This window comes from Pseudomonas sp. TWI923 (assembly GCF_039673365.1).
GTDB classification, from domain to species: domain Bacteria; phylum Pseudomonadota; class Gammaproteobacteria; order Pseudomonadales; family Pseudomonadaceae; genus Aquipseudomonas; species Aquipseudomonas sichuanensis.
In genome coordinates this window covers 1-26,291 of record NZ_JBDJLM010000019.1, presented here as the reverse complement: position 1 = coordinate 26,291, position 26,291 = coordinate 1, and the positions used below count along the sequence as shown (strand labels likewise).

Annotated in this window: 25 protein-coding genes, 1 other RNA gene and 1 pseudogene; 11 read left to right on the top strand and 16 right to left on the bottom strand. The window is 64.7% G+C overall.

Going from position 1 to position 26,291, the window contains the following annotated elements; translation table 11 throughout:
• The 4 genes from ABE459_RS10555 to ABE459_RS10540 are packed head-to-tail and all read right to left on the bottom strand — an operon-like array spanning position 1 to position 3,586.
• On the bottom strand, positions 1–483 hold the full coding sequence (locus ABE459_RS10555; protein ID WP_125462176.1) for a DUF4442 domain-containing protein: 483 nt from the start codon (positions 481–483) through the stop codon (positions 1–3).
• The gene (gene ubiH, locus ABE459_RS10550; RefSeq protein ID WP_125857080.1) at positions 480–1,679 is read right to left on the bottom strand and encodes a 2-octaprenyl-6-methoxyphenyl hydroxylase; all 1,200 of its coding nucleotides are present in this window, start codon (positions 1,677–1,679) and stop codon (positions 480–482) included. The genes ABE459_RS10555 and ubiH overlap by 4 nt, the downstream gene beginning before the upstream one ends.
• On the bottom strand, positions 1,676–3,010 hold the full coding sequence (gene pepP, locus ABE459_RS10545; RefSeq protein WP_125462174.1) for a Xaa-Pro aminopeptidase: 1,335 nt from the start codon (positions 3,008–3,010) through the stop codon (positions 1,676–1,678). Before pepP ends, ubiH begins: the two co-directional genes overlap by 4 nt.
• Positions 3,011–3,031: 21 nt before the next feature.
• Positions 3,032–3,586, bottom strand: coding sequence for a YecA family protein (locus ABE459_RS10540; protein ID WP_125462173.1), 555 nt, complete (start codon positions 3,584–3,586; stop codon positions 3,032–3,034).
• Between the two features lie 153 nt (positions 3,587–3,739).
• Here ABE459_RS10540 and ABE459_RS10535 point away from each other — a divergent pair, with 153 nt between their 5' ends.
• The 4 genes from ABE459_RS10535 to ABE459_RS10520 all read left to right on the top strand — a co-directional run bounded on the left by ABE459_RS10535 (position 3,740) and on the right by ABE459_RS10520 (position 5,133).
• Positions 3,740–3,949 carry a TIGR02449 family protein gene (locus tag ABE459_RS10535; RefSeq protein ID WP_110992146.1) on the top strand — a complete coding sequence of 70 codons (210 nt, stop codon included), beginning with the start codon at positions 3,740–3,742 and terminating at the stop codon, positions 3,947–3,949.
• Entirely contained in the window at positions 3,946–4,266 is a 321-nt protein-coding gene (locus tag ABE459_RS10530; RefSeq protein ID WP_125462172.1) for a cell division protein ZapA, read from the top strand. Before ABE459_RS10535 ends, ABE459_RS10530 begins: the two co-directional genes overlap by 4 nt.
• Positions 4,267–4,283: 17 nt before the next feature.
• A non-coding RNA gene (gene ssrS, locus ABE459_RS10525) (6S RNA) lies at positions 4,284–4,463 on the top strand.
• A 61-nt stretch (positions 4,464–4,524) separates the two neighbouring features.
• On the top strand, positions 4,525–5,133 hold the full coding sequence (locus ABE459_RS10520; RefSeq protein ID WP_323829995.1) for a 5-formyltetrahydrofolate cyclo-ligase: 609 nt from the start codon (positions 4,525–4,527) through the stop codon (positions 5,131–5,133).
• Positions 5,134–5,152: 19 nt separating this feature from the next.
• Here the strand turns inward: ABE459_RS10520 and ABE459_RS10515 are convergent, their stop codons facing one another.
• Positions 5,153–5,305 (bottom strand): hypothetical protein, encoded by a 153-nt coding sequence (locus ABE459_RS10515; RefSeq protein WP_189654507.1) that lies wholly within the window; start codon positions 5,303–5,305, stop codon positions 5,153–5,155.
• Positions 5,306–5,482: 177 nt separating this feature from the next.
• Here ABE459_RS10515 and ABE459_RS10510 point away from each other — a divergent pair, with 177 nt between their 5' ends.
• Positions 5,483–5,935 carry an EVE domain-containing protein gene (locus ABE459_RS10510; protein ID WP_323829992.1) on the top strand — a complete coding sequence of 151 codons (453 nt, stop codon included), beginning with the start codon at positions 5,483–5,485 and terminating at the stop codon, positions 5,933–5,935.
• Here ABE459_RS10510 and ABE459_RS10505 read toward each other — a convergent pair whose 3' ends face one another.
• Entirely contained in the window at positions 5,936–6,340 is a 405-nt protein-coding gene (locus tag ABE459_RS10505) for a flagellar basal body-associated protein FliL (RefSeq protein WP_125462169.1), read from the bottom strand.
• Positions 6,341–6,498: 158 nt separating this feature from the next.
• On the opposite strand from ABE459_RS10505, the gene ABE459_RS10500 reads away from it, so the two are divergent.
• The gene (locus ABE459_RS10500; protein ID WP_323829989.1) at positions 6,499–7,476 is read left to right on the top strand and encodes an NADPH:quinone oxidoreductase family protein; all 978 of its coding nucleotides are present in this window, start codon (positions 6,499–6,501) and stop codon (positions 7,474–7,476) included.
• An 80-nt stretch (positions 7,477–7,556) separates the two neighbouring features.
• Here the strand turns inward: ABE459_RS10500 and ABE459_RS10495 are convergent, their stop codons facing one another.
• The 5 genes from ABE459_RS10495 to trxA form a co-directional block, all read right to left on the bottom strand.
• A complete protein-coding gene (locus tag ABE459_RS10495) occupies positions 7,557–8,207 on the bottom strand; it encodes a gamma-glutamylcyclotransferase (protein WP_125462167.1) in 651 nt (216 codons plus the stop codon).
• 346 nt (positions 8,208–8,553) lie between these two features.
• Complete coding sequence (locus ABE459_RS10490) at positions 8,554–9,522, bottom strand: CDP-6-deoxy-delta-3,4-glucoseen reductase (RefSeq protein WP_125462166.1); 969 nt, start codon at positions 9,520–9,522, stop codon at positions 8,554–8,556.
• Positions 9,522–10,988, bottom strand: a complete 1,467-nt coding sequence (ubiD, locus tag ABE459_RS10485) for a 4-hydroxy-3-polyprenylbenzoate decarboxylase (protein WP_110995705.1) — start codon at positions 10,986–10,988, stop codon at positions 9,522–9,524. The genes ABE459_RS10490 and ubiD overlap by 1 nt, the downstream gene beginning before the upstream one ends.
• A gap of 200 nt (positions 10,989–11,188) precedes the next feature.
• Positions 11,189–12,448 (bottom strand): transcription termination factor Rho, encoded by a 1,260-nt coding sequence (gene rho / locus ABE459_RS10480; RefSeq protein ID WP_011536308.1) that lies wholly within the window; start codon positions 12,446–12,448, stop codon positions 11,189–11,191.
• Between the two features lie 308 nt (positions 12,449–12,756).
• Positions 12,757–13,083: a thioredoxin TrxA gene (trxA, locus tag ABE459_RS10475; RefSeq protein ID WP_125462165.1), complete on the bottom strand. Its 327-nt coding sequence runs from the start codon at positions 13,081–13,083 to the stop codon at positions 12,757–12,759.
• 246 nt (positions 13,084–13,329) lie between these two features.
• On the opposite strand from trxA, the gene ppx reads away from it, so the two are divergent.
• Positions 13,330–14,832 carry an exopolyphosphatase gene (gene ppx, locus ABE459_RS10470; protein ID WP_125462164.1) on the top strand — a complete coding sequence of 501 codons (1,503 nt, stop codon included), beginning with the start codon at positions 13,330–13,332 and terminating at the stop codon, positions 14,830–14,832.
• A 214-nt stretch (positions 14,833–15,046) separates the two neighbouring features.
• Here the strand turns inward: ppx and ppk1 are convergent, their stop codons facing one another.
• Both ppk1 and hemB read right to left on the bottom strand, forming a co-directional pair.
• Positions 15,047–17,290 carry a polyphosphate kinase 1 gene (ppk1, locus tag ABE459_RS10465; protein WP_323829977.1) on the bottom strand — a complete coding sequence of 748 codons (2,244 nt, stop codon included), beginning with the start codon at positions 17,288–17,290 and terminating at the stop codon, positions 15,047–15,049.
• Positions 17,291–17,310: 20 nt separating this feature from the next.
• Positions 17,311–18,321, bottom strand: a complete 1,011-nt coding sequence (hemB, locus tag ABE459_RS10460) for a porphobilinogen synthase (protein ID WP_346648024.1) — start codon at positions 18,319–18,321, stop codon at positions 17,311–17,313.
• A 208-nt stretch (positions 18,322–18,529) separates the two neighbouring features.
• Between hemB and ABE459_RS10455 the strand changes: the two genes are divergently transcribed.
• Positions 18,530–19,174 carry a DedA family protein gene (locus ABE459_RS10455; protein WP_110995710.1) on the top strand — a complete coding sequence of 215 codons (645 nt, stop codon included), beginning with the start codon at positions 18,530–18,532 and terminating at the stop codon, positions 19,172–19,174.
• A gap of 501 nt (positions 19,175–19,675) precedes the next feature.
• On the opposite strand, the pseudogene ABE459_RS10450 reads toward ABE459_RS10455, so the two are convergent.
• Positions 19,676–20,275: pseudogene (locus tag ABE459_RS10450) on the bottom strand (sterol desaturase family protein); the annotation flags it as partial.
• A 284-nt stretch (positions 20,276–20,559) separates the two neighbouring features.
• Here ABE459_RS10450 and elbB point away from each other — a divergent pair.
• The gene (gene elbB, locus ABE459_RS10445) at positions 20,560–21,228 is read left to right on the top strand and encodes an isoprenoid biosynthesis glyoxalase ElbB (RefSeq protein WP_323829973.1); all 669 of its coding nucleotides are present in this window, start codon (positions 20,560–20,562) and stop codon (positions 21,226–21,228) included.
• A gap of 202 nt (positions 21,229–21,430) precedes the next feature.
• Here elbB and ABE459_RS10440 read toward each other — a convergent pair whose 3' ends face one another.
• Both ABE459_RS10440 and ABE459_RS10435 read right to left on the bottom strand, forming a co-directional pair.
• Complete coding sequence (locus ABE459_RS10440; RefSeq protein ID WP_323829971.1) at positions 21,431–22,336, bottom strand: TauD/TfdA family dioxygenase; 906 nt, start codon at positions 22,334–22,336, stop codon at positions 21,431–21,433.
• A gap of 36 nt (positions 22,337–22,372) precedes the next feature.
• Positions 22,373–23,413 (bottom strand): ABC transporter substrate-binding protein, encoded by a 1,041-nt coding sequence (locus ABE459_RS10435; RefSeq protein ID WP_258705493.1) that lies wholly within the window; start codon positions 23,411–23,413, stop codon positions 22,373–22,375.
• Between the two features lie 298 nt (positions 23,414–23,711).
• On the opposite strand from ABE459_RS10435, the gene ABE459_RS10430 reads away from it, so the two are divergent.
• Together ABE459_RS10430 and ABE459_RS10425 are read left to right on the top strand one after the other, a co-directional pair.
• Positions 23,712–25,304 (top strand): ABC transporter permease, encoded by a 1,593-nt coding sequence (locus tag ABE459_RS10430; RefSeq protein ID WP_323829969.1) that lies wholly within the window; start codon positions 23,712–23,714, stop codon positions 25,302–25,304.
• The gene (locus ABE459_RS10425) at positions 25,301–26,164 is read left to right on the top strand and encodes an ABC transporter ATP-binding protein (RefSeq protein ID WP_125857072.1); all 864 of its coding nucleotides are present in this window, start codon (positions 25,301–25,303) and stop codon (positions 26,162–26,164) included. The genes ABE459_RS10430 and ABE459_RS10425 overlap by 4 nt, the downstream gene beginning before the upstream one ends.
• The last annotated feature ends 127 nt before the right edge of the window (positions 26,165–26,291 follow it).

Genomic DNA, 26,291 nt, shown 5'->3' with positions numbered 1-26,291 from the left:
TTACGCCTGCCTCGCTTGCGGCTTGAGCCGCACATATAGGGTTTTGTCGACCCGCGCCACCAGCTCGCCGGCGCCATCGCGGATCTCCACCTGCAACCTGGGCAGGTATTTCTTGCCGCTGGCGGTCTGCTGGCGAATCTCGTCCAGCAGCGCGTCGTCGACGTGGAATTCGGCGTACACCGGGCCCTTGCCCGGCGAGATGAAATCGATGCTGGCGGCCTTGTCCCAGACGATGTATTCGCGCCCTAGCTGCTCGATCAGCAGCAGCATGTAGAACGGGTCGACCATCGAGTACAGGCTGCCGCCGAACTGGGTGCCGACGTAGTTGCGGTTCCACCGCGTCAGTTTCATGCGCACCTTGACGCTGCGCATGTCCGGGCTGATGGCCAGGACACGGATGCCGGCGCCCAGGTAGGGCGGGTAGCAGTTGAGCAGCCAGCGCAGCAGGCGGGCCTTGCGCGCGAGCTTGCGGGGATCACTCATGGGCGGCCCCGCGGGTCGGGGCGGGTACCGAGGCCCATGGCCTGGCGGGCGAACCAGCTTTTTGCCGGTGGCAACAGGTCGAGGCCCAGCAGGCCGAGGTTGCGCCCGGTGGTGATCAGTGGCTGGTTGCTGCCGAACACGCGGGTGACCTGGTCGGAGAAGCCGATGGTCAGCGCCTGGTCGAGACGCTGGCGTTGCTGGTAGGCCTGCAAGGTGGCCAGGTCGCCCGGTTGTTGCGGGCCGGCCAGAAGCGCGTCGGCCAGCGACTGCACGTCACGCAGCGACAGGTTGAAGCCCTGGCCGGCTATCGGGTGCAGGCTGTGGGCGGCGTTGCCGAGCACCACCAGGTGCGGACGCACTTGTTCCTGGGCCTCGACCAGCGCCAGCGGGTACAGGTGCCGCGCGCCCACCTGGCGCAAGGCGCCGAGACGGTAGCCGAAGGCGTCCTGCAGTTCACGCAGGAAGCTGCGCTCGTCAAGCTCGGCCAGGCGTCGGGCGTCCATCCCCTGGCGGGTCCAGACCAGCGCACAGCGGTTTTCCGGCAACGGCAGCAACGCCATCGGGCCTTGCTCGGTAAAGCGCTCGAACGCCTGGCCGCGGTGAGCCTCGCCCGGAGTGATGTTGGCGATCAGCGCGCTCTGGTCATAGGGCGTGCTGCGCACGTGGATGCCCAACTGTTCACGCAAGCCAGAGCGGCCGCCGTCGGCCAGCACTGCCAGATCGCACTCCAGCGAAGTGTCGTCGTCCAGTTGCAGGCGGTAGCCGCCGGCGATGGCCTGCATCGCCTTGACCTCGGCCGGGCAGCGCCAGCTCACCACCTCGTTGTCGATGGCTTGCCACAGGCACTGGCCGAGCCAGGCGTTCTCGACCACGTAACCCAGCGCCGGCACGCCCTCTTCGAGCGCATCCAGGCGGGTGGCGCCAAAGCGGCCACGGTCGGATACCTGGATCTGGCTGATCGGCTCGGCGCGGCGGCTGATGGCCTGCCACAAGCCCAACTGCTCGTAGATCTGTCGGGTGCCGTAGGACAACGCCGAGGAGCGCGCGTCGTAGCTGGGCTGGAAGCTGTCGCCCGGGGCGAACGGCTCGATCAGCAGGATTTTCCAGCCACGGGCCTTGGCCCCGGCCTGGAGTGTGAGGGCAAGGCTGGCGCCAACCAGCCCGCCACCGATGATCGCCAGGTTGACCCGACTCATGCCACAGCCTTGCGGGCATCGAGCATCAGCGCTTCGATTTCGGCGATGGTTCTCGGCACGCCCGAGGTGAGGATTTCACAACCTTGCCTGGTGACTACCACGTCGTCTTCGATCCTTACGCCGATGCCGCGCCATTTCTTCGCGACGTTCTGGTTGTCGGCGGCAATGTAGATGCCCGGCTCGACGGTCAGGGCCATGCCCGGTTCGAGCACGCGCCACTGGCCACCGACCTTGTATTCGCCCACGTCGTGCACATCCATGCCCAGCCAGTGCCCGGCGCGGTGCATGTAGAAGGCGCGGTAGGCCTCGCTGTCGATCAGTGCCTGCACCTCGCCCTTGAGCAGGCCCAGTTCCACCAGGCCCTCGGTGATCACCCGCACGGTGGCCTCGTGGGCATGGTTCCAGTGCTTGCCGGGGGCGATCACCGCGAAGGCCGCGGCCTGGGCCGCGAGCACCAGTTCGTAGATCGCCTTCTGCTCCGGCGAAAAACGCCCGCTGACCGGGAAGGTGCGGGTGATGTCGCTGGCGTAGCAGTCGATCTCGCAACCGGCGTCGATCAGCACCAGGTCACCGTCCTTGAGCGGCGCGTCGTTCTGCTGGTAATGCAGGATGCAGCTGTTGCGCCCGGCCGCGACGATCGAGCCGTAGGCCGGCATCTTCGCCCCACCCTTGCGGAACTCGTAGTCCAGCTCGGCTTCCAGGCTGTATTCGTGCAGCCCGGCGCGGCAGGCCTGCATGGCCCGCACATGGGCCCGCGCCGAGATCGCCGCGGCCTCGCGCATGACTTTCACTTCCGCCGCCGATTTATACAGGCGCATGTCGTGCAGCAGATGATCCAGGGCAACGAATTCGTTCGGTGGCTGCGCGCCCAGGCGGGCCTTGGAACGGATCACGTTGATCCAGTCCATCAGCCGGCGGTCGAACTCGGGGTTGCTACCCATGGCGCTGTAGACCCGCTCGCGGCCTTCGATCAGGCCGGGCAGGATCTCGTCGATATCGGTGATGGGGAAGGCGTCGTCGGCACCGAAGTCGCGCATCGCACCGTCCTGGCCGGCGCGCAAGCCATCCCACAGCTCGCGCTCAGGGTTACGCTCGCGGCAGAACAGCACGTACTCGCCATGCTCGCGGCCGGGGATCAGGGCAATCACCGCCTCGGGCTCGGGGAAGCCGCTGAGGTACTGGAAGTCGCTGTCCTGGCGATAGACGTGCTCGACGTCGCGGTTGCGGATGGCAACGGCGGCGGCGGGCAGGATGGCGATGCTGTTGGGGACCATCTGCGCCATCAGCGCCTTGCGCCGACGGGCGTACTCCGCCTTGGGTATGTGGCTCATGGGCAAACGACCCCGAATCGATCAGTGCAGCGATGGCTTGGGCGCGGGCGCGGCCGGGGCGGCCAGCTCGGTGTACAGCAGCAGCGGCGCGACACGCAGGTACTCCATGACTTCCATGTAGTCGCTCTCGCCGTCCTCGGACTCTTCCAGCGCTTCCTGGACTTGCGAGATGGCTACCAGGTCCTGGAGCACTTCCTTGGCATCGGTGGACAGGTCCTTGCCGCCGGCGTTCAAACCGAAACCGGTGATGAAGCCCTGGCACCACTGGCCCAGCGCGGTGGCGCGGTCGCTCAGTGCGGCGTCGTCGGAAGGCAGCAGCAGCACGATGGCGACGTCTTCGCCGGTCAGCTCGGCCTTGACCATCTCCTGCAGGCCGATCAGGGCATTGCGAACCGTGTCGCCGGGTTCGGTTTCCAGCAACTGGGCGGCGTCTGCCAGCCAGGCATCGGCATCGAAGCCGGCACCGGCGCAGCTGCGGCCGATCAGCAGGCCATGCAGCTCGGCCGGGGTGACAGGGTGGCCATTGCTGGACAGCAGCATGGCGAAGGCGATGTAGGGCGATTGGGTATTGGGCATGGGCAGCTAGGCGCCAGACGGCGCAATGACTAGAATGAAGGCCTTGTATCCTAGCACCGGCAGGCGCGCCAAGACCATCAGCACTGGCCGCGTGGCGACTGTGCGGGCATGATCGCAAGGTGAGTCGACGATGGAGCGAATCGAGTGCAACCCATGCAAGAGAACGACCTGCAAGCGCTGATGAGCCGGTTCGAGTCGCTGATCGAGCGGGTCGAGCAACTAAAACGGCAAAACGCACTCTTAGTAGCGCAGGAAAAAACCTGGCGCGAGGAGCGCGCCCACCTCATCGAAAAGAACGAGATCGCCAAGCGCAAGATCGAATCGATGATCCTGCGCCTCAAGGCCCTGGAGCAAGACTCATGAGTTCAAGCAATAGCGTCACCGTCCAGATCCTCGACAAGGAATACTCGATCATCTGCCCGCCCGAGGAGCGCAACAACCTGGTCGGCGCCGCCCGTTACCTCGACGGCAAGATGCGCGAGATCCGCAGCAGCGGCAAAGTGATCGGCGCCGACCGCATCGCGGTCATGGCCGCCCTGAACATCACCCACGAGCTGCTGCACCGCCAGGACCGACCGGAAGCGGCCAGCAGTGGCGGCACCACCCGCGAGCAGGTGCGTGACCTGCTGGAACGGGTCGATCAGGCGCTGTCCGACGATCCGGTTAGCAAAAGCGACTGAGATTGGTATACTGGCGCCACTCCCTGGGGGATGCGCCAGTCGGTTATGTCCCTGAGCCGATACGCACAACCACGGGGGTTGCACGCTGGGGCCGGTGTGCATGTCCGCCCGACGGAAAGCCTTAACGCCCCCTGCAATCTCCACCTTGAACTTTCGGGTTCAAGGGCTACACCGATAGCGGTCTTGTCGGGGAGCCTGCATTCAGAACTGCCCGCCTCCAACGGCGGGCTTTTCGTTTCTTCAGGGATCGCCCGTGCCATGACCGACACCGCGCCGCTCACCCGCCCCCAGCTTCGCCGCCTGCTGCGCAATGCGCGCCGCGCCCTCACACCCGCCCAGCAAAGCCAGGCCGCCCTTGGCCTGTACCGCCAGCTGGCGCAGGATCCGGTGTTCCGCCGCGCCCGCCATATTGCCCTGTACTTGCCCAACGACGGCGAGATCGACCCGCGCCTGCTGTTGCGCGAGGCCCACAAGCGCGGCAAGCGCGTCTACCTGCCGGTGCTGCACGCCTGGCCACGCACGCGCATGGTGTTCCAGCGCTTCGAGCAGGGCGAAAAACTAAGGCCTAATCGCTTCCGGATCTCGGAGCCGATGATCGAGCGCAAGCGCCAACGACCCGTCTGGGCGCTGGACCTGATCCTGCTGCCGCTGGTTGGCTTCGATGAAATGGGGGGGCGCCTGGGTATGGGCGGTGGCTTCTACGACCGCAGCCTGGCCTACCTGGGGCGGCGCAAGGCCTGGAAGAAGCCGTTGCTGCTGGGGCTGGCGCACGAATGCCAGAAGGTCGAACGCCTCGCTCAGGCCAGCTGGGATGTACCGCTGCGGGGGACGGTCTCGGACCGTGACAGGTACCTGGCGCCGAGGTGATCAGGCTCGAAAATGTGGATCAGCGCCGCTGTTGCGCCGGGTCGACCGGCATCTGCTGGCTGGCGGCGTCCAGCTTGCGTTCCCACAGGCCCTGCGCATAACCGGTAGTCACCACGCCCAGGCCAAAAATGAAGGCGAGGATCCAGAGCAGGTCCGGTTTACGTTGTTTCATCGAATGCCCCCCTAGGCAAACTGTCCGTGCTCGGCGCCTTTATGGGTGGCGGCCGGAGCGTCTGTCTTTAAAATCGGCGCATTTTCCGCCAACGTGAGCCCACACGCAAACGTTGACGCCAACCGGCTGTCGGTTTGATGCAACGAGTTATTTCAAACCCTTTCAGGAGCAGTATCCATGGCCTACTGGCTGATGAAATCCGAGCCCGACGAGCTCTCCATCGAAGGCCTGGCAAAGCTCGGCAGCGCCCGCTGGGACGGGGTACGCAACTACCAGGCGCGCAACTTTCTGCGGGCCATGAGCGTCGGTGACGAGTTTTTCTTCTATCACTCCAGCTGCCCGCAACCCGGCGTGGCCGGCATAGCCCGGATCAGCGCCGCCGCCTACCCGGACCCGACCGCGCTGGACCCTGCAAGCCACTATCACGACCCCAAGGCCAACGCCGACAAGAACCCCTGGAGCGCCGTGGACGTAGAGCACGTGCAGACCTTCCGTCAGGTACTCGGCCTGGGCCTGCTCAAACAGCAGGCCGCCCTCGAAGAGCTGCCGCTGGTGCAGAAGGGCAGCCGCCTGTCGGTGATGCCGGTAACCGCGGCCCAGTGGGCGGCGATCATCGCCCTGGGCCGTTGATCACTGCACGATCAGGTTGTTGAACAGCAGGTCCTCGACGATCGGCTTGCCCTCTTCGGCTTCCATCACCTGCTGCACTTGCTTGAGCGCGTCCTGGCGCAGTTTTTCCTTGGCTTCGACGTTGCTCATGTTGTCCACACCCTGCTGGGTGAACAGCGCCACCAGCTGGTTGCGGATCAGCGGCTCGTGGTGCTTGACCGCGGCGGCGGCGGCATCGCCGGTCACGCGCAGGGCAACATCGGCCTTGAACACACGCAGCTTGGGGCTGCCGTCGAGGGCATAGTTGCCGACGAAGGGCGGGCTGAGGCTGATATAGCTCACCTTGGGCGCCCCTTCCTTGGCCTCCTCGGCCATCGCCGCGGCTGGCAGCATCAGGGCCAGCACCATCAAGATCCACGCTTTCACCAATTACGCTCCTCAATACAGTTGGCGCCAGCTTACCCAGCGCGCCGGGCAAACCCAAGCCCGGGCTTATGCCGGCACATCAGGGCGGACCATGCTCGTTGACCCGCCAAACGGCCCTCCTACACTTATCGGCCACCACACGCAAAGGAATAGCCCTGATGAAAGCCTTGTTGTGCAAAACCCTGGGCCCGGCGCGGGACCTGGTTCTGGAAGAGGTCGCCAGCCCCGCGCCGAAGAAGAACGAGATCCTGCTCGAGGTGCATGCCGCCGGGGTCAACTTTCCCGACACCCTGATCATCGAAGGCAAGTACCAGTTCCAGCCGCCCCTGCCGTTCTCGCCCGGTGGTGAGGCGGCCGGCGTGGTCGCAGCGGTCGGCGAGAAGGCCGGCGCGTTCAAGGTCGGTGACCGGGTCATGGCCCTGACCGGCTGGGGCGCTTTCGCCGAGCAGGTGGCGGTGCCGTTCTACAACGTGTTGCCGATCCCCGCGGGCATGGACTTCACCACCGCCGCCGCCTTCGGCATGACCTACGGCACCTCGATGCACGCGCTGACCCAGCGCGGCCAGCTCAAGGCCGGTGAGACCCTGTTGGTGCTGGGCGCCTCGGGGGGCGTGGGCCTGGCTGCGGTGGAAATCGGCAAGGCCCTGGGTGCTCGGGTGATCGCGGCCGCCAGCAGCGCCGACAAGCTGGCGGTGGCCAAGGCAGCCGGGGCCGATGAACTGATCGACTACAGCCAGGCCAGCCTGAAGGACGAGATCAAGCGCCTGACCGGCGGCCAGGGGGTGGACGTGGTCTACGACCCGGTGGGCGGTGCGTTGTTCGACCAGGCCGTGCGCGGTTTGGCGTGGAACGGGCGGCTGCTGGTGGTGGGCTTTGCCAGCGGCACGATCCCGCAGCTGCCGGTGAACCTGGCGCTGCTCAAGGGCGCGGCAGTGATCGGGGTGTTCTGGGGAGCGTTCGCCCAGCGCCAGCCGGAGGACAACGCGGCCAACTTCCACCAGCTGTTTGCCTGGCATGCCGAGGGTAAGCTGAAGCCGTTGGTGTCGCAGACCTATGCATTGGCTGAAGGGGGTGCGGCGATCGAGCGGCTGGCGCAGCGCCAGGCGGTGGGCAAGTTGGTGGTGGTGGCCCGATAGACCTCATCGCGGGGCAAGCCCGCTCCCACGCGCGGCAGCTCGATCTCGGCCCTTGGCGTGGGAGCGGGCTTGCCCCGCGATCAGACCTCACGCAGGTTATGGCAGCGCCTGAACCGCGCCTCCAGGTTGCGATCCGGCATCTGGTGGCTGCGCAGGGCATTGAGCGTCTGCTCCACATATTCGCGCGTGGTGCCATAGCGCCCTGTGGCGCTGGCGAGGATCTGGCTGAACAGGGTGTCTGGCAGGTTACCCGCGTAGCACGGCAGGTGCCTTTCCAGCACAAAGCCCAGGGCCTGCACCTTACTGCCGTCACCCAGGCGGCAACTGAGCCAGTGCGGGCGATAGGCCGGATAAGGCATCTCGCGTTGCCACAGGGCCATCAGCGAATCGTCCAGGTTGCTCTCGTCCAGGCGGTAGGCGAAACCGCTGCACGAACCGCCACGATCAAGGCCGAACACCAGCCCAGGGCATTCCGGGGTGCCGCGATGCTCGTGAGACCACAGGTAAAGGCCACGGTGATAACCATGCACCCGCGCCCGCTGGCGCTCGACCGAATTGCACTCAGGGCGCCAGATCAACGAGCCATAGGCGAACAGCCACACCGGGCCACCCGTGTGCTGGGCCATTGTTTGCTGCATCGAGTGCTGCAGTTGTTCGCGGGTCAATTGCTGCCCGAAATCGAGTGACGGGGGATATGAGATTTGCCAGGACAAACTTTCAAGTGTCGACATGAGCTGCCGCCATTATTTCCTGTGAACTACTGAAGTGCGCGTTCGATCGCGATTACTGCAGAGCCTGAGCCAACGTATTCGCGGCTAAACCCGCTCCCACAAGAGCAACGCCGGCCCTGTGGGAGCGGGTTCACCCGCGAATGCCACTGCGCCTAACGTAAAGTAGATCGCACGTCGGTCTCAAGTCTGAATGCAAGATTTCATTAAATCTTCCGCCGAACGGGAAGTAATGTTTCGAGTATAGCGAAAGTTATTAACCGTCTCGGCAATAATCCACGCCATATAATCAACGGGAAAAAAGTTGGTTATTAATAACGGCACACCCTTGCGGTGTGCCGCCGGGTTATCAACCGCGCGGCGCGTAGGCGAACACGTCGGCGCGCATGCGATGCGGGTCCATGCCGGCTTCTACCAGGGCATCGAGGGTGGCGTAGACCATGTTCGGCGAGCCACTGGCGTAGACGTGTACCTGGTTGAGGTCACCGATGTCTTCGCAGACCGCTTCGTGCAACAGGCCGCAACGCCCTTCCCAACCGCACAGGTCGCTGACCACCTTGTGCAGGAACAGGTTGGGCAGGCGCTCCCACTCGGCCCAGTGCTCGATCTGGTAGAAGTCCTCGGGCCGCCGCACGCCCCAGTACAGGTGCACCGGGTGCTTGAAGCCCTGGGCGCGGCAGTGCTCGACCAGGCTGTGCATCTGGCCCATGCCGGTACCGGCGGCAATCAGCACCAACGGGCCATCGGGCAGTTCGGCCAGATGCGCATCACCGAAGGGCAGCTCGATGCGCGCCAGGCCATTGCGTCGCAACTGCTCGATCAACTGCACGGCGCTGCTTTCACGAGCCAGCACATGCAGCTCCAGCTCACGCCCGCCATGGGGCGCAGAGGCCAGCGAGAAAGCGGCCTTGTCCGCCCCTTCACGCTCGATCATCAGGTATTGCCCGGCGTGGTAACGCGGCGGCTTGCCAGCGGGTGCGCGCAGGCGCACGCGCCAGACATCGCCACCGACGTCGACGCATTCGCTGACGGTGCAGGCCAGTTTGCGCACCGGCAGCTCGCCCAGGGCCAGCACACCGTCCCACAGCAAGACACAGTCCTCCAGCGGCTCGGCGATGCAGGTGAACAACTCACCGTGATCGCGAATGACGCCTTCCTGACGGATACGCCCTTCCACCAACAGCGCGGCGCAGACATGACAGTTGCCGTTACGGCAGCTGTTCGGGCAGTCGTAGCCCAGGCGCCGCGCCGCATCCAGAATCCTTTCGCCCGGTTCCACCGCCAGCACCGCGCCGGACGGCTGCAAGGTTACCTGCATCAATCTATTCCCAACTGATCCCACAGCTCATCGATACGGCGGGTGACGGCCTCGTCCTTGACGATGACCCGGCCCCATTCGCGTGTAGTCTCGCCCGGCCATTTGTGCGTGGCATCCAGGCCCATCTTCGACCCCAGCCCCGACACCGGCGACGCGAAGTCGAGGTAATCGATGGGAGTGTTGTCGATCATCACCGTATCACGCTTGGGGTCCATGCGCGTGGTGATGGCCCAGATCACATCGTTCCAGTCGCGGGCGTTGATATCGTCGTCGGTGACAATAACGAACTTGGTGTACATGAACTGTCGCAGGAACGACCAGACACCCAGCATCACGCGCTTGGCGTGGCCTGGGTACTGCTTTTTCATGGTCACCACCGCCATGCGATACGAGCAGCCTTCCGGCGGCAGGTAGAAGTCGACGATCTCGGGGAACTGCTTCTGCAGGATCGGCACGAACACTTCGTTCAGCGCCACGCCGAGGATCGCCGGCTCATCCGGCGGGCGGCCGGTGTAGGTGCTGTGGTAGATCGGTTTTTGCCGATGGGTGATGCGCTCGACGGTGAACACCGGGAAGCTGTCCACCTCGTTGTAGTAACCGGTGTGGTCGCCGTACGGCCCTTCCGGGGCCATTTCGCCCGGGTGGATCACACCTTCGAGGATGATCTCGGCGGTGGCCGGCACCTGCAGGTCACTGCCACGGCATTTCACCAACTCGGTGCGGTTACCGCGCAGCAGACCGGCGAAGGCGTATTCGGACAGTGTGTCCGGGACCGGGGTCACGGCACCGAGGATAGTCGCCGGGTCCGCACCCAGGGCGACGGCCACCGGGAAGGGTTGGCCGGGGTGCTTTTCGCACCACTCGCGGTAGTCCAGGGCACCGCCGCGGTGGCTCAGCCAGCGCATGATGACCTTGTTGCGGCCGATCACCTGCTGGCGATAAATACCAAGGTTCTGCCGGTCCTTGTTCGGGCCGCGGGTGACGGTCAGGCCCCAGGTAATCAGTGGCGCCACGTCGCCCGGCCAGCAGTGCTGGATCGGCAGTTGCCCGAGGTCGACGTCATCGCCCTCGACCACCACCTCCTGGCACACGGCGTCCTTGACCACCTTCGGCGCCATCGACACGACCTTCTTGAAGATCGGCAGTTTCGACCAAGCGTCCTTCAGGCCCTTCGGCGGCTCGGGCTCCTTGAGGAACGCCAGCAGCTTGCCGATTTCGCGCAGCTCACTGACCGACTCGGCGCCCATGCCCATGGCCACGCGCTCGGGGGTGCCGAACAGGTTGCCCAGTACCGGGATGTCGAAGCCGGTGGGTTTTTCGAACAGCAATGCCGGGCCCTTGGCGCGCAGGGTGCGGTCGCAGACTTCGGTCATTTCCAGGACAGGGGAGATGGGAACCTGGATGCGCTTGAGTTCACCGCGCTGTTCCAGGCCACGGATGAAGTCGCGCAAATCGCGATACTGCATGCAAGGGCCTCGTGTGGGGGCATGTCGGTCGGGGGGCAGAGTGTAGCGCCGTTGAAGGGGTAAAGGCCAAAAATGACTTGGGGCCGCTTTGCGACCCTTCGCGGGTAAACCCGCTCCCACAGAGCTCGCACGGAACCAGTGGGAGCGGGTTTACCCGCGAAGGGCTGCACAGCAGCCCCAGTTGCAGCCAGACGCGAAGCTTACTTGCGCTTCATCGACAGGAAGAACTCGTCGTTGGTCTTGGTCTGCTTGAGCTTGTCGACCAGGAACTCGATGGCGGCGATTTCGTCCATCGGGTGCAGCAGCTTGCGCAGGATCCACATGCGCTGCAGTTCGTCGTCGGCGGTCAGCAACTCTTCGCGGCGGGTGCCGGACTTGTTGATGTTGATGGCCGGGAACACACGCTTCTCGGCGATGCGGCGGTCCAGTGGCAGCTCCATGTTGCCGGTGCCCTTGAACTCTTCGTAGATCACTTCGTCCATCTTCGAGCCGGTCTCGACCAGCGCGGTGGCGATGATGGTCAGCGAGCCGCCCTCTTCGATGTTACGCGCGGCACCGAAGAAGCGCTTCGGCTTCTCCAGGGCGTGGGCATCGACACCACCGGTCAGTACCTTGCCGGAGCTAGGAATCACGGTGTTGTAGGCACGGGCCAGACGGGTGATGGAGTCGAGCAGGATGACCACATCCTTCTTGTGCTCGACCAGGCGCTTGGCCTTCTCGATGACCATTTCGGCAACCTGCACGTGGCGGGTCGGTGGCTCATCGAAGGTGGAGGCGACCACTTCGCCGCGCACGGTGCGCTGCATTTCGGTCACTTCTTCCGGGCGCTCGTCGATCAACAGGACGATCAGGTGGCACTCGGGGTTGTTGCGGGTGATGTTGGCCGCGATGTTCTGCAGCATGATCGTCTTACCGGCTTTAGGCGGCGCGACGATCAGGCCACGCTGGCCTTTGCCGATTGGAGCGCACAGGTCGATGACGCGACCGGTGAGGTCTTCGGTGGAGCCGTTGCCGGCTTCCATCTTCAGACGCTTGTTCGGGAACAGCGGCGTCAGGTTTTCGAACAGGATCTTGTTCTTCGCGTTTTCCGGGCGATCGAAGTTGATCGTGTCGACCTTCAACAGCGCGAAGTAACGCTCCCCTTCCTTCGGTGGGCGGATCTTGCCAACGATGGTGTCGCCAGTGCGCAGGTTGAAGCGTCGGATCTGGCTGGGCGAAACGTAGATATCGTCGGGGCCGGCCAGGTAAGAGGCATCGGCGGAACGCAGGAAACCGAAACCATCCTGGAGAATCTCCAGCACGCCGTCACCCGAGATCTCTTCGCCGCTTTTCGCGTGCTTCTTCAACAGGGCGAAAATCACGTCCTGTTTGCGCGAACGGGCCATGTTTTCGATGCCCATCTGTTCGGCCATTTCCAAAAGATCGGTAATCGGCTTTTGCTTGAGTTCAGTCAGGTTCATAAGGGGAGTGACGTAATCATGTAAGAAGGGAGAGAGTTAAGCTTTGGCTTAATGAGGCCGCGCCGCTAGATGGCGACAGGATCGCGTACTGATTCGAATTGGGATGCTTCGGCGACGGCGTGCAGAGGGCACTGAAAGAAGCAGTGCGAGGCCGAATGTAACACTTGCATTTTTCGACGTCTAGTGGTTTTGACCACACACATCGACAGGTTTTTATCTGGGCTGGCGCCATCGCGGGGCAAGCCCGCTCCCACGCAGATCAACTGCGACAGATAAAAAAAGCCCCGCATTTGCGGGGCTTTTTCACATCACAGGTGGGCGTCGATGAACGCGGTCAGCTGCGATTTGGACAGGGCGCCGACCTTGGTGGCTTCGACGTTGCCGTTCTTGAACAGCATCAGGGTCGGGATGCCGCGCACGCCGTGCTTGGCCGGGGTTTCCGCGTTTTCGTCGATGTTCAGCTTGGCGACGGTCAGCTTGCCTGCGTAGTCTTCAGCGATGGCATCCAGCACCGGAGCGATCATCTTGCATGGGCCGCACCATTCAGCCCAGTAGTCGACCAATACCGCGCCTTCGGCCTTGAGTACGTCGGCTTCGAAGCTGGCGTCGGTGACGTGTTTGATTTTGTCGCTCATGGAAATCTCCAAGGTCATAAGCAGTAAAAAACGTTGCCCATCATAGCGGCACCCTGGCGCGACAGGAAGCCACGGACGATTGACTGTATCTATAGTTGTGCAAGACCCCACGAATCGAAACTGTCATATCACCGTCATAACATCGCTATCACATTGCCATGCATCAAAGCCTTGCAGTGCTGCGCGTTGGCGGATGGCCACGATCGTGGCACGATTGCCAGGTTAACGACCGAGAACCCCCAGACCATGCCGCATACCACCGCGAAGAACCTGTCTCTGATCGCCGCCATCGACCTGGGCTCCAACAGCTTCCATATGGTCGTGGCCAAGGCCCATCACACGGAAATCCGCATTCTTGAGCGGCTCGGGGAAAAGGTTCAGCTCGCTGCCGGCATCGACGAAGAGCGCAAGCTCAGCGAAGAAGCCATGCAACGGGGCCTGGAGTGCCTCAAGCGCTTCGCCCAACTGATCAACGGCATGCCCGCTGGCGCGGTGCGCATCGTCGGCACCAACGCCCTGCGCGAAGCGCGTAACCGCAACGAATTCATCCTGCGCGCCGAAGCCATTCTCGGCCACCCGGTCGAGGTCATCTCCGGCCGTGAAGAAGCGCGCCTGATCTATCTGGGGGTTTCCCACACCCTCGCCGATACCCCCGGCAAGCGCCTGGTCGCCGACATCGGCGGCGGCAGCACCGAGTTCATCATCGGCCAGCGCTTCGAGCCACTACTGCGCGAAAGCCTGCAGATGGGCTGCGTCAGCTTCACCCAGCGCTACTTCCGCGATGGCAAGGTCACCCCGGCGCGCTATGCCCAGGCCTACACCGCCGCACGCCTGGAGCTGATGAGCATCGAAAACGCCCTGCACCGCCTGACCTGGGACGAGGCCATCGGCTCGTCCGGTACCATCCGGGCCATCGGCGCGGCGATCAAGGCCGGCGGCCTGGGCAACGGCGAGGTCAACGCCGAGGGCCTGGCCTGGGTCAAGCGCAAACTGTTCAAGCTCGGCGAAACCGACAAGATCGACTTCGAAGGGGTCAAGCCCGACCGCCGGGCGATCTTCCCGGCCGGCCTGGCCATCCTGGAGGCCATCTTCGACGCTCTGGAACTGGCACGCATGGACCACTGCGACGGCGCCCTGCGTGAAGGCGTGCTGTTCGACCTGCTGGGCCGCCACCACCATGAAGACGTGCGCGAACGCACCCTGAACTCGCTGATGGAGCGCTACCACGTCGATCAGGGCCAGGCCGCGCGCGTCGAGCGCAAGGCCTTGCACGCCTTCGACCAGGTGGCAGCGGCATGGGACCTTGAAGAGGGCAATTGGCGCGATCTGCTGGGTTGGGCAGCGAAAGTGCACGAAGTGGGGCTGGACATCGCCCACTATCACTACCACAAGCACGGCGCCTACCTGATCGAGCATTCCGACCTGTCGGGCTTCTCCCGCGAGGACCAGCAGATGATGGCCCTGCTGGTGCGCGGCCACCGCCGCAACATCCCCAAGGACAAGTTCGCCGAGTTCGGCGACGAAGGCGTCAAGCTGATTCGCCTGTGCGTACTGCTGCGCTTCGCCATCCTGTTCCACCACATCCGCGGCACCCAGCAGATGCCAAAGGTGGAACTGCAAGCGGCCGATGACAGCCTGGAAGTGGTGTTCCCCGACGGCTGGCTGGAGCAGAACCAACTGACCCAGGCCGACTTCGCCAACGAGGCGGAGTGGCTGACTCGGGTTGGGTTCGTGCTTAGCGTGCGCTGAGAGACAGATTTGGCAGGGGCCTGTGGGAGCAACTGTCTTATGTTGCCAGTACTGGCCTCATCGCTGGCAAGCCAGCTCCCACAGTTACGATGCTTGCCACGATCCATGTGGGAGCGGCTTTAGCCGCGCACACCGGCGTAGCCGGTGCCATCCACCTCGTGGCCTGCTTCGCGGCTGAAGCCGCTCCCACAGGGTAAGCGGCTCGCCATCACAGCTAGCGTACGTTCAGCACCGGGTTGCTCAGCCGCTCCAGCAACGCCGCCTGGGCACTGCGCGGGTTCTGGTTGCCGGTCGGCGAGCTGCGCACGTAGCGCCCGTCCGGCTGCAGCGTCCAGGCCTGGGTGTTGTCGGTCAGGTAGCCTTCCAGTTCCTTCTTCACCCGCAGCAGCAATTTCTTGCCTTCCACCGGGAAGCAGGTCTCCACACGCTTGTCGAGGTTGCGCTCCATCCAGTCGGCACTGGACAGGTAGATCTGCTCCTCGCCGCCATTGAGGAAATAGAACACCCGCGTGTGCTCGAGGAAGCGACCGATGATCGAGCGCACGTGGATGTTGTGCGACACCCCCGGGATGCCCGGGCGCAGGCAGCACATGCCACGCACCACCAGATCGATGCGCACGCCCGACTGGCTGGCCTTGTACAGCGCCTTGATGATCTTGGCATCGGTCAGCGAGTTGAACTTGGCGATGATGTGCGCAGGCTTGCCGTCCAGGGCGAACTGGGTCTCCCGGGCGATCATGTCGAGCATGCCCTTCTTCAGGGTGAACGGCGCGTGCAGCAGCTTCTTCATGCGCAGGGTCTTGCCCATGCCGATCAGCTGGCTGAACAGTTTGCCGACGTCTTCGGTGAGGGCGTCGTCGGAGGTCAGCAGGCTGTAGTCGGTGTACAGGCGAGCGTTGCCGGCGTGGTAGTTGCCGGTGCCCAGGTGCGCGTAACGCACGATCTCACCCTGCTCACGGCGCAGGATCAGCATCATCTTGGCGTGGGTCTTGAAGCCCACCACCCCGTAGATCACCACCGCGCCGGCGGCCTGCAGGCGGCTGGCCATCTGCAGGTTGGACTCTTCGTCGAAGCGTGCGCGCAATTCGATCACCGCAGTGACCTCCTTGCCGTTACGCGCCGCGTCCACCAGGGCGTCGACAATCTCCGAGTTGGCGCCCGAACGGTACAGGGTCTGGCGCACGGCAAGCACGTGCGGGTCCTTGGCGGCCTGGCGCAGCAGGTCGATCACCGGGGTGAAGGACTCGAACGGGTGCATCAGCAGGATGTCCTGCTTGCCGATCACGCTGAAGATGTTGTCGGCATTCACCAGCAGCTTGGGGATCGCCGGGGTGAACGGCGTGTACTGCAGCTCCGGATGGCTGTCGAGGCCGGTGATGCTGAACAGGCGGGTCAGGTTGACCGGGCCGTTGACCTGGTACAGCTCGCTCTCGCTCAGGCTGAACTGCTTGAGCAGGTAGTCGGACAGGTGTTTCGGGCAGGTGTCGGCCACCTCGAGGCGTACCGCGTCGCCATAACGGCGCGAGAACAGCTCGCCGCGCAGGGCACGGGCCAGGTCGTCGACCTCTTCGGAGTCCAACGCCAGGTCGGCGTTACGGGTCAGGCGGAACTGGTAGCAGCCCTTGACCTTCATGCCTTGGAACAGGTCATCGGCGTGGGCGTGGATCATCGACGACAGGAACACATAGTTGTCGCCAGTGCCGCCGACTTCTTCCGGCACACGGATCACCCGCGGCAGCAGGCGCGGCGCCGGGATGATCGCCAGGCCCGAGTCGCGGCCGAAGGCATCGACGCCTTCGAGTTCGACGATGAAGTTCAGGCTCTTGTTCACCAGCAGCGGGAACGGGTGAGTCGGGTCGAGGCCGATCGGGGTGATGATCGGGGCGATCTCGTCGCGGAAGTAGCGGCGCACCCAGGTCTTGAGCTTGGGCGTCCAGTAGCGGCGGCGGATGAAGCGGATCTGGTGCTTCTCCAGCTCCGGCAGCAACACGTCGTTGAGGATCGCGTACTGGCGCTCCACCTCGATGTGCACCAGCTCGCTGATTCGCGCCAGCGCCTGGTGCGGCTGCAGGCCGTCGGCCCCCGCCTGCTCACGGGCGAAGTTGATCTGCTTCTTCAGCCCCGCCACGCGGATCTCGAAGAACTCGTCCAGGTTGCTGGAGAAGATCAGCAGGAACTTCAACCGCTCGAGCAGCGGGTACGACTCATCCAGCGCCTGCTCCAGCACGCGGATGTTGAACTGCAGCTGGGAAAGCTCGCGATGAATGTACAGGCTGCTGTCGTCCAGGCTCGGCACGGCGATTGCCGGGGCCGGCGCCGGTGCTGGGGCCACGGTTTCGACCACAGGCGCAGGCTCGGCCTCTGCTGCCGGCGGCAGGTCGGGCGGGGTCTGCACCATCTCTTCGGGCACGGCCTGGGCATCCTTGATCGCGACAGGTGTGAGCACTTCGTTATTCATCTGAGGTTCCTGTGAGGGCGTTATTGCCCTCTCAACATTTGAGCGGCGCGCACGGCGAAATACGTCAGGATGCCATCGGCACCTGCCCGTTTGAAGGCGGTAAGGGATTCGAGGATCACGGCTTCGCTGAGCCAGCCGTTCTGGATCGCGGCCATGTGCATGGCGTACTCGCCACTGACCTGGTAGGCGAAGGTCGGCACCTTGAACTCGGCTTTCACCCGCTGGACGATGTCCAGGTACGGCATGCCCGGCTTGACCATGACCATGTCGGCGCCTTCGGCCAGGTCCAGGGCCACTTCGTGCAGGGCTTCGTTGCTGTTGGCCGGGTCCATCTGGTAGGACGCCTTGTTGGCCTTGCCCAGGTTCAGCGCCGAGCCGACCGCGTCGCGGAACGGGCCGTAGTAGGCACTGGCGTACTTGGCCGAGTAGGCCATGATGCGCACGTTGACGTGGCCGGCCAGTTCCAGGGCCTCGCGGATTGCACCGAGGCGGCCGTCCATCATGTCGGACGGGGCGACGACCTGGGCGCCGGCGTCGGCGTGGGACAGGGCCTGGCGCACCAGGGCATCGACGGTGATGTCGTTCTGAACGTAACCCTCTTCATCGAGGATGCCGTCCTGGCCGTGGGTGGTGAACGGGTCCAGCGCCACGTCGGTGATCACCCCCAGCTCCGGGAAGCGCGCGCGCAGGGCACGAGTGGCACGCTGGGCGATACCGTCCGGGTTCCAGGCTTCGGCGCCATCGAGGGATTTCTTCTCGGTCGGCGTTACCGGGAACAGCGCCAGCGCCGGAATGCCCAGTTCCACCCAGCCCTGTGCAGCTTCGAGCAGCAGGTCGATCGACAGGCGTTCGACGCCCGGCATCGAGGGTACTTCCTCACGGCGGTTTTCGCCGTCCAGGACGAATATCGGCAGGATCAGGTCATCGACGGTCAGGGTGTTCTCGCGAACCAGGCGACGGGAAAAGTCGTCCCGGCGGTTGCGACGCAGGCGGGTGGCAGGAAACAGACGGTTGGCGGGGGTAAAGCTCACGGCAGACTCCTGAGCCCGCGCAGGCGGGCGAGCGCGACAGTTATAAGCGGCCATTATGACGCCTGTGTTACACCCAAGGGCAACCCTGCGACTTGTGGCCGCAGTCATTGTCCTTGTAGGAAATGTTCACGTCGAGACACATTTGGACACTTTCCCGAACGAGCACGAAGGGGTAGGCTGCGCGTTCATTTCGCCAGCACGTCAGAAAATGCTTCAACAATTCCTGAACGATTTCGGCTATTTCGCCCTGTTTCTCGGCACGTTCTTCGAAGGCGAGACCATTCTCGTGCTCGCAGGTTTTCTGGCGTTCCGCGAATACATGGACATCAAGCTGGTGGTGCTGGTGGCGTTCTGCGGCAGCTATGCCGGCGATCAGCTGTGGTACTTCATGGGCCGCCGCCACGGGCGCAAGATCCTCGCCCGCAAGCCGCGCTGGCAGGCCATGGGTGACCGGGCGCTGGAGCATATCCGCCGCCACCCCGACCTCTGGGTCCTGAGTTTCCGCTTCGTCTACGGCCTGCGCACGGTGATGCCAGTGGCCATCGGCCTGTCCGGCTACCCGCCACGCCGCTACCTGCTGCTCAATGGTATTGGCGCCGCGGTCTGGGCCCTCGCGCTGGGGCTTGCCGCCTATCACTTCGGCGCCATCCTCGAAGGCATGCTGGGCAGTATCAAGAAGTACGAGCTATGGGTGCTCGGCGCCCTGCTGGGCCTGGGCTTGCTGCTCTGGCTGCGCCGGCGCTTCCGTACCCAGCGCGCCGAGCGCCGCGCGGCGGCAGAAGGCCAGGAAGCACAAGCTGAGCAAGCTGTAAGCCAGGAGCAGCCCCCAAGCCAGGGGCGTGACCAGCACTAACCCCGAAGCGCCGGCCAGATACAGTGCCGGCGCATTCAAAAGCAGCCGCAGCAACTCCATGCGCCCTGCCCAGGGCCGGTCTTCCAGCGCCGCGCCCAACGCGAACAAGCCGAACGCCATCACCGCCCAGCCCAGCAGCAGCGCGGCGAACGGCACCCGCTCGGCCACGTCCATCAAGTAGCTGCCCAGCGCCACGTAGACCGCGAACTGCACAACCACGTACAGCTGCTGCATGCCGTGCAGCGCGATGGCGAACTTGCGAAAACGCGCCAGGTCCTGCTTGGGGTGCGGATCGGCAGCCGCCACATCCGCCGGGCGCCAACCGGTGGGCATGAACCAGATGCGCAGCTTGTCCCACAGACGACCGGTGCGCTGGGCATCCGCCCACAGCTGCGCATAGAACTGCAGGTTGGCCCACAGCGGGTTCCAGCTGGCCAACGGCGTGGTCACGCCGAAGATCACCGGTTCATCGTCGTCCTCCTCCTGGAAGGTGCCGAACAGCCGGTCCCAGAAGATGAACACACCGCCGTAGTTGCAATCCAAGTAGCGAGGATTCTGCGCATGGTGGACACGATGGTTGGACGGCGTGATCAGCACCCATTCGAGCCAGCCCAGCTTGGGCACATGGCGGGTATGCACCCAGAACTGATACAGCAGGTTCAGCGACGCCACGGTGATGAACACCACCGGCGGCACGCCGAGCAGCGCCAGCGGCAGGTAGAAGATCCACGAGAAAATGAAGCCGCTGCTGGTCTGGCGCAGCGCCGTGGTGAGGTTGTATTCCTCGCTCTGGTGATGCACCGAATGCGCGGCCCACAGCACGTTGCGCTCGTGGCCCATGCGGTGCAGCCAGTAATAGCAGAAGTCGTAGAGCACGAAGGCGCCCACCCATACCCACCAGGCCTCGGCCGGCAGGCGCAGCAGCGCCAGGTGTTCCCAGGCCAGGGCATAGGTGAGCAGCCCGACGCCCTTGGTCAGCAGGCCGGTACTGGTCGACAGCACGCCGGTGCTCAGGCTGTTGATCGAATCGGCCAGTCGATAGTTGCGCTGGCCACGCACGCGGTCGGCGACCAGCTCCACGGCGATCAGCACAAAGAACATCGGCACAGCCAGCAGAATCAGGTCCATCGGCGGCAGTCTCCAAGGGTGTCGCAAGAGATTCGGGTTTGTACGAAAAGTCGCCGAGCGGCGATCAGGCAAGGCGAAAACAGGCGAGGAAGCGGAGTTTGCTGGTTGCAAATGAGCATTCCGAGCCTGTTTTCAACGCAGCATGATCGTCGCGCAGGCACTTTTCGTACAAAGCCTAGGCCGCGCCTGGCCGAACCCCTATGGCCACATCTGCCAAACTAGAGGACATTTAGCGCCTCGACACTGGAGTAATGAGCATGACCAAGAAAGTAGCGGTGATCCTTTCCGGCTGTGGCGTCTATGACGGCGCCGAAATCCACGAGAGCGTGATCACCTTGCTGCGCCTCGACCAGCGCGGCGCCCAGGTGCAGTGCTTCGCACCGAACATTGCGCAGATGCATGTGATCGATCACCTGACCGGCGAACAGATGCCCGAGTCGCGCAACGTGCTGGTCGAGTCGGCACGCATCGCCCGGGGCGAGGTGAAGGACATTCGCGAGGCCAAGGTCGAAGACTTCGACGCGCTGATCGTACCCGGCGGTTTCGGCGCCGCGAAGAACCTCTCCAACTTCGCCGTTGAAGGCGCCAATTGCAGCGTTAACCCCGACGTGCTGGCCCTGGCTGAAGCCTTCGCCGATGCCTGCAAACCGGTCGGCCTGATGTGCATCTCGCCAGCCCTGGCAGCCAAGATCTACGGCCCAGGCGTGGTCTGCACCATCGGTAACGACGCCGGCACCAGCGCGGCTGTGGTGAAGATGGGCGGCACCCACCAGGAGTGCGATGTGCATGACATCGTCGAAGACACCCAGCGCAAGCTGGTGACCACCCCGGCCTACATGCTGGCCAAGTCGATCAGCGAAGCTGCCGGTGGCATCTACAAGCTGGTGGACCGGGTGCTGGAGCTGACCCACGAAGGTGACAAGTAAACCCCGCACCGCAAGCGGCTAATGCCAGTCAGTTAGTGCTTCATCGCACTTGTTGGGGCTGCTTTGCAGCCCTTCGCGGGTAAACCCGCTCCCACAGGATCTCGCAAAGCCTCAAGCTGGCGCGAAACCTGTGGGAGCGGGTTTACCCGCGAAGGGTCGCACAGCGACCCCAACTGCCTTAGCTGACTGGCATTACGTGGTCTTAACCTTTGCGTGTGGTCCGGCTCAACTGCCCATCCACCCCCACCGGCACCTCGCCCGCCAGGGTGACCCGGCGCACCACGCGTGGCTGGGTGCCATAGTCGTCCACCGCGTAGTGCTGGGTCGCGCGGTTGTCCCAGATCGCCACATCCCCCGCCTGCCAGCGCCAGCGCACGGTGTTCTCCAGGCGCGTCACATGCCCCTGCAACACCGCGAACAGGTGCTGTGAGTCGGCCAGTGAATAGCCCTTGATGCGTTTGACGAAATGCCCCAGCTGCAGCGCCCGCTCGCCGCTGATCGGGTGCACCCGCACTACCGGGTGCTCGGTTTCGTACACCGTCGAGGTGAACACCTTGCGGTAGCGCTCGAGCTTGGCCGGGTCCACGTCCGGCTTCACGCTGGCGTAGTCGTACTCGTTGCTGTGCACCGCCCAGAGCTGGTCGGCCAGCACGCGCAGGGGTTCCGGCAGCTCCTGGTAGGCGGCGGCAGTGTTGGCCCATACCGTGTCGCCACCCGAAGCCGGGGCCACCACGCTGCGCAGGATCGAGGCCTTGGGGTAGGCGTCGACGAAGGTCACGTCGGTGTGCCAGGAATTGGCCCGCTGGCCCTCGGCGCCATCCAGCTGCAGCAAGTAACTGGTGCCGTCCACCACCGGCACCGTGGGGTGGGCAATCGGCTCGCCCAGCAGTTGGGCGAAGGCCTCCTGGCCGATGTCGTCGAGGTGGTCCTGGCCGCGGAAGAAGATCACCTTGTGCTGCACCAGCGCCGCCTGGATCGCGTCGATGATGGCCGGGTCGAGGTCGGCGGACAGTTTGACGCCACGGATCTCGGCGCCGATGCGCCCGGCGACGGGGTGGATATCCAGCTCAAGGGTGTGTGGCGCGGTAGCCAGTGCGGCGTTGCTCATGGTCGTGGTCCTCAGGGTTTTTGTCGGGGTTTTGAATCAGCGGGCGGCCTGCACGGCCTGGTCCTGTCGCAGGGCGGCATCGAGGAAGCGCGGTTCTACCCACTCGCTTACCTGGAAATCCCGGCGAATCAGGCGCTCCTTGGCGGCCAGGTCGACGCCCTGTTGCAGCAGGCCGACGAAGCCGGCGTCCAGGCGCGGGTCGAAATAGGCGGCAAGGTTTTCCTCGGCCAGGTCATCGCGCAGGATGCTCTTCGGCCAGTTGGCGGTGGTGGCCACCAGGTCGATGTAGGCGTCGCGGTTGTGCTCGTCGCGCAGCCACTTCACCGCCTGCAGCTGGGCATTGACCAGGCGCTGCACCAGTTCGGGGTGCTGGCGGATGAAGTCGCCGGTACCCAGCAGCACCGCCTGGGTGCTGCCGGCGCCCTTGAGGTCGCGGGAGTTGACCGGCAGCTCGACCAGGCCGCGTTCGCGCAGCGACAACAGGTTGGACAGGCCCCAGGTGGCGTCGATCTGCTTGGCCGCCAGCGCGGCGTTGGCGGCGTTGAAGTCCAGGTTGATGACTTTCAGCTCACGCTCGGACAGCCCCTGGCTGGCCAGGGCGCTGGCGAACGACAGCTGGTTGGCGGTACCGCGGAACACCGCCACGCGCTTGCCCTTGAGGTCCGCCAGGCTGTGGATGCCCGAGCCCGGCACCACGCCGAGGTAGCTCTTGACCCCGCGCACCCCGGCCGACAGCACGCGGGTGTCCAGGCCATTGGCCTTGCCGATGATGGCGGCCAGGTCACCCAGGTAGGCGAAGTCGGCCTGGCCGTTGGCCAACGCCTCGTTGACCACGGGGCCGGCGCCCTTGAAGAAGCGCCAGTCGATACGGATGCCGTCCTTGGCAAACTCTTTTTCCAGCAACTGCTGGTCACGCAATACATCGACCACGCCACCGGCGCTGGGCTTGCTGCCGGCGCTGAGGTCGGGCACGGCAATCCGGATCACGTCGGGCTGCGCGGCCAGCGCCGCCAGCGGCAAGGCACTCAGCAAGCCGGCGAGCAGCGGGGTGAGCAGGTGGCGAAAGGGGGTTTTCATGGCAAGGCTCCTTGGCAAGCTGCCACCGGCGATGGCCGGCGCTTTGGCCAGAAGCTAGGCAGGTCGGGTTAGAACCTACAAAGATCAATACGTCATTCTTCAGTAACCAGAAGGCATAAATCAGCGGCCATGCGGGTCTTGGGGGGGCTTGCAGGCAGCGCATGGAAAATATGAGGAAAACGCAACGGGTTGGGGCTTCCCGATGCAGGGGACGCATGCTCTTATCTCTTGAATGTTATTTGTGTGGATTTTTAATTCCATAAATGAATAAACAAGGAACGGTTTGGGAGATGGCCTGATGAGCGGAGTTTTGAGCAAGCCCAGATGGTTTCCGGGGCCGCTGCGTGGCCCGTTCGCGGCGCAAGGCCGCGCCTACGGCCACGCCGCGCTGCCTTGGCTCGTGCCGTTGCTGCTGGCGGCGTTATGGCTGGTGGCCAGCCGCGAGCACTGGATGAGCGAGCAGATCCTGCCGGCGCCGTCGCTGGTCTGGCAGAGCGCTCTGGAGTTTGGCTCCGGGGAGCTGTGGAGCCACCTGTGGATAAGCTTGCAACGCCTGCTGTGGGGCTTGCTGGCGGGCATCGCCAGTGGCCTGCTGCTGGGCACCTGGCTGGGGGCTTCGCGGCGGGCGCAGACCCTGGTGCTGCCGACCTTCGTGGCCCTGGCGCAAATCCCCACGCTGGCCTGGATCCCGCTGTTCATGCTGTTCTTCGGCATTGGCGAAGTGCTCAAGCTGGTAGTGCTGGTCAAGGCGGTGGTGGTACCGGTCACCCTGCACACCCTGGTCGGCGTGCGCGACGCCCAACCCAAGCTGCGCGAAGCCGCCGCCACCTTGCGCCTGCCCGCGCACCTGTTGTTCCTGCGCCTGCTGCTGCCAGCTGCCCTGCCCGCCTTTCTCGCCGGGGTACGCCTGGCCCTGGCCACCGGCTGGACGTCGCTGCTGGCGGTCGAGCTGCTGGCCTCCAGCGAAGGTATCGGCTACCTGATGGTCTGGGGCCGCCAGCTGTTCATGCTCGACCTGGTGTTCCTCTGCATCCTGCTGATCGGCCTGGTCGGCGCGGTGATGGATCGTGGCTTCTCGCGCCTGGAGCGCAGCCTGCTGTACTGGCCGCAACCGGCCACCGGCGAGCAGCCGCGTGGCGCCGTGGCCAAGGGCTGGCAGAGCCTGTTGCTGCCGGCAGCGCTGCTGGCCCTGTGGCAGTGCGCCAACAGTTTTGGCTGGGTAGACGCCAACATCCTCGCCTCGCCACTGGATGTACTGCGCAGCCTGTCTGCCGGGCTGCTGGACGGTTCGCTGAGCGAAGCCTTGCGCCTGAGCCTGCAACGCACCCTGGCCGGGTTGCTGCTCGGTGGCGGCGCGGGCTTTGCCCTGGGGCTGCTGCTGGGCTTGTCGCAACGCAGCGAGCGCCTGCTCGGCCCGAGCCTGTCGGCGCTGCGCCAGGTGGCGCTGTTTGCCTGGGTGCCCTTGCTCACCGCCTGGTTCGGCCTGGGGGAAGGCGCCAAGCTGGTGTTCGTCGCCCTGGCGGCGTTCTTCCCGCTGCTGATCGCCACCCAGCGCGGCATCGCCAGCCTGTCGCCGCAGCTGGGCGAGGCGGCCCAGGCGCTGCGCCTGGGCCTGGCGCAACGCCTGCGCCTGCTGGTGCTGCCGGGCGCTGCGCCGGCGATCTTCGCCGGCCTGCGCCTGTCGCTGATCTACGCCTGGCTGGGCACCATCGGCGCCGAATACTTCATGCCCTCGGACGGCGGCATCGCCAGCCTGATGATCGGCGCCCAGCAATTGTTCCGCATGGACCAGGTAATGGCCGCCATGGTCCTGATCGGCCTGGTCGGCGCCCTGCTCAGCCACCTTGGCCAACGCCTCGAATCGCGCGCCACGCGCTGGAGATCCGCATGAACGCCTTCATCACCCCGGCCCTGCACGCGGCCAATCAACCTGACGCCACGCCACCGCTGGTCAGCTTCGAAAAAGTCGGCAAGACCTTCAGCGTGGACGGCCAACCGTTCGAAGCCATTCGCGACTTCGACCTGTCGATCGAGCAGGGCGAGTTCATCGCCATCGTCGGCTCGTCGGGCTGCGGCAAGTCCACCCTGCTGCGCCTGCTGGTGGGCCTGGACAACGACTACAGCGGCCAGATCCGCGTCGATGGCCAGGTAGTCAGCGGCATCGGTGGCGAGCGCGGCATCGTGTTCCAGGAGCACCGGCTGTTCCCCTGGCTGACGGTGGAGCAGAACATCGCCCTTGGGCTGGTCAACGACAAGCTCACCCAGGGCGAGCGCGCCCGCCGGGTGCATGAGTTCGTGCAACTGGTGGGGCTGGTCGGTTTCGAATCGGCCTACCCGCACCAGCTCTCCGGCGGCATGGCCCAGCGCGTGGCGATCGCCCGGGGGCTGGTGGCCAGCCCGCGCATCCTGCTGCTCGACGAGCCATTCGGCGCCCTGGATGCACTGACCCGCCAGCAGTTGCAGGACGAACTGCTGGCGATTCGCGAGCGCTCGGGGGTGACCATTCTGCTGGTGACCCACGATGCCGAAGAGGCAACTTACCTGGCCGACCGAGTGGTGGTGCTGGAACCGCGCCCGGGGCGGATCAAGGCGGTGGTGGAGATCGGGCTGCCGCATCCGCGCCAACGCACCGGGGTGGCGCTGCATGGCTTGCGCGAGAAGGTGCTGCACCAGATTACCGGGGATGGCGGGTATCTGCGGCCGGTGGTGCAAAGGGTGGAAGGGTTGCGGCCGGAGTTGATTGCGCTCTAGGGATGGGTTGCCTGTACCGGCCTCATCGCCGGCAAGCCGGCTCCCACAGGGCGGTGCGATGCCTTTGTGGGAGCCGGCTTGCCGGCGATGAGGCCCGCCCGGACACCCAAAACTGCGCAGGTAAACC